The sequence below is a fragment of the Salinicola sp. genome (assembly GCF_982684285.1).
In genome coordinates, this window is the sequence record NZ_CEXLVS010000212.1 from 1 (window position 1) to 7,379 (window position 7,379).

10 protein-coding genes are annotated in these 7,379 nt (G+C 62.5%); all 10 read left to right on the top strand.

Features of this window, described 5'->3' with window-relative positions; genetic code table 11:
• A partial coding sequence (ruvC, locus tag AC3AYF_RS16085; protein WP_487779999.1) for a crossover junction endodeoxyribonuclease RuvC occupies nt 1–404 on the top strand: 404 nt, incomplete at its 5' end.
• 74 nt (nt 405–478) lie between these two features.
• Entirely contained in the window at nt 479–1,084 is a 606-nt protein-coding gene (ruvA, locus tag AC3AYF_RS16090; protein ID WP_295037855.1) for a Holliday junction branch migration protein RuvA, read from the top strand.
• Nucleotides 1,085–1,091: 7 nt separating this feature from the next.
• Nucleotides 1,092–2,144: a Holliday junction branch migration DNA helicase RuvB gene (ruvB, locus tag AC3AYF_RS16095; RefSeq protein WP_295037852.1), complete on the top strand. Its 1,053-nt coding sequence runs from the start codon at nt 1,092–1,094 to the stop codon at nt 2,142–2,144.
• Nucleotides 2,137–2,547 (top strand): tol-pal system-associated acyl-CoA thioesterase, encoded by a 411-nt coding sequence (gene ybgC, locus AC3AYF_RS16100; RefSeq protein ID WP_275401751.1) that lies wholly within the window; start codon nt 2,137–2,139, stop codon nt 2,545–2,547. The genes ruvB and ybgC overlap by 8 nt, the downstream gene beginning before the upstream one ends.
• A gap of 13 nt (nt 2,548–2,560) precedes the next feature.
• Nucleotides 2,561–3,250 (top strand): protein TolQ, encoded by a 690-nt coding sequence (gene tolQ, locus AC3AYF_RS16105; protein ID WP_110708907.1) that lies wholly within the window; start codon nt 2,561–2,563, stop codon nt 3,248–3,250.
• A gap of 14 nt (nt 3,251–3,264) precedes the next feature.
• Nucleotides 3,265–3,705 (top strand): protein TolR, encoded by a 441-nt coding sequence (gene tolR / locus AC3AYF_RS16110; protein ID WP_295037848.1) that lies wholly within the window; start codon nt 3,265–3,267, stop codon nt 3,703–3,705.
• Nucleotides 3,706–3,714: 9 nt separating this feature from the next.
• Nucleotides 3,715–4,824 carry a cell envelope integrity protein TolA gene (gene tolA / locus AC3AYF_RS16115; protein WP_487780000.1) on the top strand — a complete coding sequence of 370 codons (1,110 nt, stop codon included), beginning with the start codon at nt 3,715–3,717 and terminating at the stop codon, nt 4,822–4,824.
• An 11-nt stretch (nt 4,825–4,835) separates the two neighbouring features.
• On the top strand, nt 4,836–6,140 hold the full coding sequence (gene tolB, locus AC3AYF_RS16120; protein WP_487780001.1) for a Tol-Pal system beta propeller repeat protein TolB: 1,305 nt from the start codon (nt 4,836–4,838) through the stop codon (nt 6,138–6,140).
• A 47-nt stretch (nt 6,141–6,187) separates the two neighbouring features.
• On the top strand, nt 6,188–6,700 hold the full coding sequence (pal, locus tag AC3AYF_RS16125; RefSeq protein ID WP_149434874.1) for a peptidoglycan-associated lipoprotein Pal: 513 nt from the start codon (nt 6,188–6,190) through the stop codon (nt 6,698–6,700).
• An 18-nt stretch (nt 6,701–6,718) separates the two neighbouring features.
• Nucleotides 6,719–7,379, top strand: a 661-nt coding sequence (locus AC3AYF_RS16130; RefSeq protein ID WP_295037842.1) for a YbgF trimerization domain-containing protein, incomplete at its 3' end; no start/stop codon positions are given.

A 7,379-nucleotide genomic window follows, 5' to 3' on the forward strand; every position in this document is an offset into this window, starting at 1 on the left:
TCTATGCCGGCATCAGCGAGTTGATCGGTGAGTACCGGCCCTCGGAGTTTGCCATCGAGCGGGTGTTCATGGACAAGAACGCCGACTCGGCGCTCAAGCTCGGTCAGGCAAGAGGCAGTGCGATCGTGTGTGCGGCCAATCATGGCCTGCCGGTCCATGAGTACGCCGCTCGCCAGGTCAAGCAGGCGATTACCGGCAACGGTGGCGCCGAGAAGGCGCAGATCCAGCACATGGTGACGGCGCTGCTCTCTCTGGATGCGCCACCGCCGGCCGATGCCGCCGACGCATTGGCCATCGCACTGACCCATGGGTACGCTCGACAAGGGTTGCTCCCCGTCGCGCCCAAACGTCGTGGAAAATCCTCGCGAGGCGGGCGTTGGCGGGACTTCAAGCCGGATCGCTAGCTGGTTGTCGGCGGCTAGTCAGTTGAATCGGCTATGCGTATAGTGGACGCGGTCAGAGTAAGGACACGGATGGCATGATTGGACGTTTGCACGGCACGCTGTTGGAGAAACACCCCCCCTGGATCGTCATCGATGTGCACGGCGTGGGCTACGAGCTCGAGACGTCGATGACGACGCTGGTTTCGATGCCCGGTGTGGGGGAAGAGGTGCACGTCTACACGCACCTCAGCGTGCGGGAGGACGCCCACCTGCTTTACGGCTTTGCCCGCGATGAAGAGCGTCAGCTGTTTCGGGCGCTGATCAGGGTCAATGGCGTCGGTCCCAAGCTGGCACTGGCCATCCTCTCGGGCATGGACACCGATGCCTTCATCCGCTGTGTCATGGACGGCGACAGCAAGGCGTTGACCAAATTGCCCGGCGTCGGCAAGAAAACGGCCGACCGGCTGATCGTCGAGATGCGCGACCGCTTCCCGCATTGGCAGGAGGGGCAGGGATCGCTACTCAAGGCTGGCACTGTCGCCGCGCGGCCGTCCTCCGACCCGCACGCGGATGCGGAGGCGGCATTGGTGACCTTGGGTTACAAGCCCACCGAGGCTTCCCGCATGCTGTCCGGTCTGGACAAGAATCTGCCGACCGAGGCGCTGATCAAAGCAGCGCTGTCACGCCAGTTGGCTGGATGACGCGCCCATGATTGAACCCGATCGCCTGGTGGCAGCACCACCACAGCAGGGCGAGCAGCAGGTCGACCACGCCATCCGTCCCCGTCGGCTCGATGATTATATCGGCCAGCCCCGGGTGCGCGAACAGCTGGACATCTTCATCTCCGCGGCGCGAAAGCGCGGGGACAGTCTCGATCACACCCTGGTTTTCGGTCCGCCCGGACTGGGAAAGACGACGCTGGCCAATATCATCGCCGCCGAGATGGAAGTGGATATCAAATCCACCTCCGGCCCGGTGCTGGAACGTGCCGGCGATCTGGCCGCGATGCTGACCAATCTGCAGCCGGGGGACGTGCTCTTCATCGACGAGATTCACCGTCTGCCGGCCGCGGTGGAGGAGGTGCTCTATCCGGCCATGGAGGATTTCCAGCTCGATATCATGATCGGCGACGGGCCGGCGGCGCGTTCGATCAAGCTCGACCTGCCCCGGTTCACCCTCGTGGGTGCCACCACGCGTGCGGGCCTCCTGACCTCACCGCTGCGCGACCGCTTCGGGATCGTCCAGCGGCTCGAATTCTATGCCATCGACGAGTTGACCGAGATCGTCACCCGCTCGGCGCGCCTGCTCGATGTGCCTGCTGACGTCGCCGGTGCCCGGGAAATTGCACGCCGGGCCCGGGGAACGCCAAGAATCGCCAATCGCCTGCTGCGGCGGGTACGCGACTTCGCCGAGGTCAAGGGCAACGGTAGCGTCGACGCCTCGATCGCCGACCAGGCGCTCAACATGCTCAACGTCGACAGCCATGGGCTCGATCACATGGACCGACGGCTGCTGTTGGCGATGATCGAGAAGTTCGATGGCGGACCGGTCGGGGTCGATAGCCTGGCGGCCGCCATCAGCGAGGAACGCGACACGATCGAGGATGTCATCGAGCCCTATCTGATCCAGCAGGGGTTCATGATGCGCACTGCCCGTGGCCGAGTCGTCACCCGCTCCGCCTACAGCCACTTCGGTATCGCACCAAGCGAGCAGGCGCCCCAGAGCGAACCACCGAACCATGGCGGCTCCGGCAATGAGTGAATTCATCCTGCCGGTGAAGGTCTATATCGAGGATACCGATGCCGGTGGCATCGTGTACTACGTTAACTACCTGAAATTCATGGAGCGTGCGCGGAGCGAATGGTTGAACGCATTGGGCTTCGGTCAACGTGGACTGATCGAGCAGGGCGTACAACTGGTGGTACATTCGCTGCAGTGCCGCTACGCACGCCCTGCGCGGCTCGACGACCGGCTGGAGGTGACGGCCGGCGTCGGCCGCCTTTCCGCCTGCTCGTTGCAATTCGTGCAGGCAGTCCGGTACGACGGGGATACATTATGCGAAGCGACGGTCGATATTGCGTGTGTCGATGCGCAACGCCTGAAACCGAGACGTTGGCCCAGCGAACTACACGCGGCGCTGACATCCGCCATTCCAAGCCAGTGATTCGAGGATTTTCGTGAACGACTCCATGTCCATCCCCCATCTGATCATGAACGCCAGTCTGGTGGTCCAGCTGGTCATGCTCCTGCTGTTGGCCGCTTCGGTCGCTTCATGGGTCGTCATCTTTCAACGCAGCTTCGCGTTGAGTCGAGCCAGAAAGGCGCAGAAAGCGTTCGACGAGCGTTTCTGGTCAGGCGTCGATCTCAATGAACTCTATCGTGACGTGCCTGAGAACTACGAAGCGCAAGGTTCGGAGCATGTGTTTCGCGCGGGGTTCCGTGAGTTCAATCGCCTGATGCCCAAGACGCGCAGCAGCGAAGCCGTGCTGGATGGTGTACAACGTTCCCAGCGCGTGGCGCTATCGCGCGAGGAGGACAACCTCAACGACAAGCTCACCCTGCTGGCCACGGTGGCGTCGGCCAGTCCCTATATCGGTCTGTTCGGCACCGTCTGGGGCATCATGGGTTCCTTCCAGAGCCTGTCGATGGCGCAGCAGGCGACGCTCTCGACCGTGGCCCCCTGGATCGCGGAGGCCCTGGTGGCGACGGCCATGGGCCTGTTCGCGGCGATTCCGGCAGTGATCTTCTACAACCGGTTGTCATCCATCGCCAGCCGTCTGCTCGGCGAGTACGAGGATTTCGCCGAGGAGTTCCATTCGATTCTGCACCGTAACCTGCAAGGTCGCGGTGGCAACCCGGCGGCCTGAGGCGGAGGTTCAACATGGGTGGACCCTATAGCCGCCATCATCGGCGCAAGCCGATGGGCGAAATCAACGTCGTACCGTTCATCGACGTCATGCTGGTACTACTGGTGATCTTCATGATCACCGCCCCGATGCTGACCCAGGGCGTGCAGGTCGATCTGCCGCAGGTCACGTCGGAGCCGATCGATACCGACGAGCAGGAGCCGATCATCGTCTCCGTGGACAGTCAGGGCGAGTACTTCATATCGCTGGGCGAACAGGACAAGGCGGTCACGTTGCAGACCGTCGGCGATCAAGTGGTGGCGATCCTGGAGCGCAAGCCCAACACGCCGGTCATGGTGCGTGGTGACAAGAATGCATCATACGGGCAGGTCGTGACATTGATGAGTACGCTGCAGATGGCAGGTGTGGCGAATGTCGGATTGATTTCCGAGCCGCCGCAAGGCAACGACGGGTAAGGAGTCAGCATGGCGAAGCGAAACCGCCGTGTCGGTTACGGCTTGCCCGTCGTTCTGGCGATCGCCGTTCACGTGGTGGCACTACTGTTGACGATGCTGCGTCTGCCGGATAGCGAGCCTACGCCCAGTTCGTCCTCGGTGGTGCAGGCCACACTGGTCAGCGATGTGACCGCAACGGATCAGGCACAGTACGCTCAGGAAGCGCGGGCGCGTGCTGCGCAGCGGCAAGCGGAGGAAGCCGCCCAGCAGGCAGCCGAACAACAGGCGCAGGAAGCCGCGCAGCAGGCGGCCGAGCAGCAAGCTCAGGAGCAGGCCCAGCAGCAGGAGTCTCAACGGCAGGCCGCCGCGGAGCAAGCCCAGGCAGAATCCGAGCGTCGCCAGCAGGCAGCGGAACAGGCGGCGGCCGAGCGGGCCAAGGCTGAAGAGCAGCAGAAGGCGGCAGAGGCCGCGCGACAGGCCGAGCGCGAGAAACAGCAAGCCGAAGCCGAAGCCGCCAAGCAGCGTCAGGCGGAGGAGGCGAAGAAGGCCGAAGCCGAGGCGGAGAAGAAGCGTCAAGCCGAAGAGGCGGAGAAGAAGGCCGAAGCCGAGGCGGAGAAGAAGGCCGAAGCCGAGGCGGAGAAGAAACGCCAGGCCGAAGAGGCGAAGAAGAAGGCCGCAGCCGAGGCGGAGAAGAAGCGCCAGGCTGAAGAGGCGAAGAAGAAGGCCGCAGCCGAGGCGGAGAAGAAGCGTCAAGCCGAAGCGGCAGCCAAGGAGGCGGCAGCCGAGGCACTGAGCGATTCCATATCCAACGAACAGGAGCGAATCGCCAATGCGGAGCAGTCCGATCAGGCCTCGAACAGCTTCATCAACCTGGTCAAGCGTGCCGTCGAGGACCGGTGGCACTTGCCGGCCAACGTGGACAATGGTTTGGTGGCGCAAGTCAGAGTGAGGCTCGGGCCCTCGGGTGAACTGCTGGCAGCCAGCATCACCCGTAGCAGCGGCAACCCCAGCTTCGATCGCTCGGCCACGCAGGCCGTGGAAGCCGCGGCGCCGTTCCGCGAGCTGCAGCAGCTGGATGCCGGTCTGCAGCGGCGGTTCCGCGATTTCAATCTCAAATTCACACCCGGGGATATACAGTGATGAAACGATGGATGTCTCAAGGATGGAAAACCCTGGCCGCTGGTTGGCTGGTGTCGCTGTTGTGTCTGGCGGCCACCGCTCAGGCGCAGAACCTGACCATCGAAATCACCCGCGGTAGCGATCAGGCCACGCCCATCGCCATCGTGCCGTTCGAATTCAGTGGACAAGGCGGGTTGCCACAGGATGTGGCGCAGATCGTCAGCGACGACCTCGAACATAGCGGCCAGTTCTCGCCGCTGAGCCGCAGTTCTCTCGTCTCACTGCCCACCAGCAGTGAAGACGTGTTCTACGACGATTGGAAACGTGTCGACGCCCGTTATCTCGTGGTCGGGAAAATCGAGCCCCAGGGCGATCAATATCGGATCCAGTACGAGCTGATGGATGTACTGGGAGGCAAGCGCATGCTGGGCGAGACGCTGACCTCGTCAACTGGCGATCTTCGTGCCAGCGCCCACTACATCAGCGACCAGATCTTCGAGGCGATCACCGGGATCCGGGGTGCTTTCTCCACCCGTATTGCCTACGTCTCGGCCAGCGGTACCGGCGACAACGCGCGATATGCGCTTTACGTGGCGGATGCCGATGGACACAACGGCCAGCAGGTTCTGTCGTCCGACGATCCGATCCTGTCACCGGCGTGGTCGCCGGATGGTCAGAAGATCGCCTATGTATCGTTCGAATCCGGCAACTCGGCCATCTACGTGCAGAATGCCTCCACGGGAGAGCGGGTCCGCCTGACATCCTTCCGCGGCATCAATGGGGCGCCGGCCTGGTCGCCGGATGGTCGCAAGCTCGCGATGTCGCTCTCCAAGGATGGACAGCCGGAGATCTACGTGATGAACCTGGCAACTCGTCAGTTGACCCGACTGACCACCAATCCCGCCATCGAGACCGAGCCCGACTGGTCCCCGGACGGCCAGTCCCTGATTTTCACCTCCGATCGCAGCGGAGCGCCGCAGCTCTACCGCATGTCGGCAACGGGCGGCCAGGCCGAGCGGGTGACCTTTACCGGCAACTACAATTCCGACGGACGTTTTGCACCGGATGGAAAATCATTGTTCATGGTGACTCGTGACGACAGCGGTTATCACGTGGCGAAGCAGGATCTCGACACCGGTCGGGTGACGGTCCTGACGGATTCACGTTGGGACGAATCGCCCAGTGTCGCGCCGAATGGCACCATGGTAATCTTCGCTACCCAGCAAGGGGCGCAAGGTGTGTTGGGGGCAGTTTCTTCGGATGGACGAGCGTCTTTCCGACTGCCTTCGGCGCAGGGTGACGTACGCGAACCCGCGTGGTCGCCGTTTTTGAACTAAACGACTACAGTCATTGTGTCATTCGACATCCGAGCAAGGAGATGACAATGCAAATGAAGACCTACGCCAAGACGTTAGCAGTCGCGCTGTCGCTAGCCGTAGTGGCTGGCTGTTCCAGCAGTGGCGGTACCCAGGAAGGGGACATGAATGGCACTTCCGGTGGCACGTCCGGACAGGGCATGACTTCCGGACAGGGCACCTCGGGCTCGCAGATGGGCGCCAATGAACAGCGTCCCAGCGTCGACACCATCTATTTCGCATTCGACAGCGAAGAAATTCGCCCCGAATTCGAATCGGTACTGCGCGGCCACGCTCAGTATCTGATGGCCAACCCGAACACCAACGTGACCCTTCAGGGTTATGCTGACGAGCGCGGTACTCGCGAATACAACCTGGGCCTCGGCGAGCGTCGTGCGCAGGCGGTCGAGCAGTACCTGACCGTTCAGGGTGTCTCCCCGTCACAGATCCAGATCGTCAGCTACGGTGAAGAGCGTCCGGCAGTTCAGGGCCACACCGAAGAAGCTTACGCCAAGAATCGTCGCGTCGTATTCTCGTACTAAGCAGCGACGGAGAAAAGCATGAAACACGGTCTGAAAAGACTGTGCGGCGCGGGAGCCCTGGTGCTCCCGCTGTCCGTATGGGCTCAGCAACCGGCCATCGATGATCTCACCGGTCAGTCGAACGGCTTCTACAGTCAGACGGAAGCCCGCCAAAGCGGCGGCGGCACCCTGACGATCCTCAATCAGCTACAGGACAACAAGCAGCAGATCCAGCAGCTTCGCGGCCAGGTCGAGGAGTTGCGCTACCAGTTGGATCAGCTCAAGCAGCAGACCCAGCAACAGTATCTGGATCTCGATGACCGTATTTCCGGCGGCGGGGCGAATTTAGGCGGCGCTGGAGACACCAGCAACGATCTGAACGGATCCGACGTCGACAGCGACACCGCGAACGCCGTCTCCGGCGGCAGTGCCTCGGCGAGCGCCGAAGGCGAAGCCGGAAGCGCCGCGGGCAGTCCGACCTCATCCAGTGCGACGGGTGATGACGGGCGGGAAGCCTATCAGGCAGCGTTTCAGCAAGTGCAGTCACGCCAGTTCGGCGCCGCCATCGACGCCTTCCAACGCTTCATCGCCGACTACCCGCAGTCCAGCCTGTTACCCAATGCCCACTACTGGCTGGGGGAACTCTACTCGGCGCAGTCCCAGCTCGATCAGGCCGCCGAGGCGTTCGACACCGTCATCA

Bases quoted from the DNA above. Each gene is read 5' to 3' on its own strand.
- ruvA (WP_295037855.1), top strand. From the start codon at position 479: ATGATTGGACGTTTGCACGGCACGCTGTTGGAGAAACACCCCCCCTGG.
- ruvB (WP_295037852.1), top strand. From the start codon at position 1,092: ATGATTGAACCCGATCGCCTGGTGGCAGCACCACCACAGCAGGGCGAG.
- ybgC (WP_275401751.1), top strand. From the start codon at position 2,137: ATGAGTGAATTCATCCTGCCGGTGAAGGTCTATATCGAGGATACCGAT.
- tolR (WP_295037848.1), top strand. From the start codon at position 3,265: ATGGGTGGACCCTATAGCCGCCATCATCGGCGCAAGCCGATGGGCGAA.
- tolA (WP_487780000.1), top strand. From the start codon at position 3,715: ATGGCGAAGCGAAACCGCCGTGTCGGTTACGGCTTGCCCGTCGTTCTG.
- tolB (WP_487780001.1), top strand. From the start codon at position 4,836: ATGTCTCAAGGATGGAAAACCCTGGCCGCTGGTTGGCTGGTGTCGCTG.
- pal (WP_149434874.1), top strand. From the start codon at position 6,188: ATGCAAATGAAGACCTACGCCAAGACGTTAGCAGTCGCGCTGTCGCTA.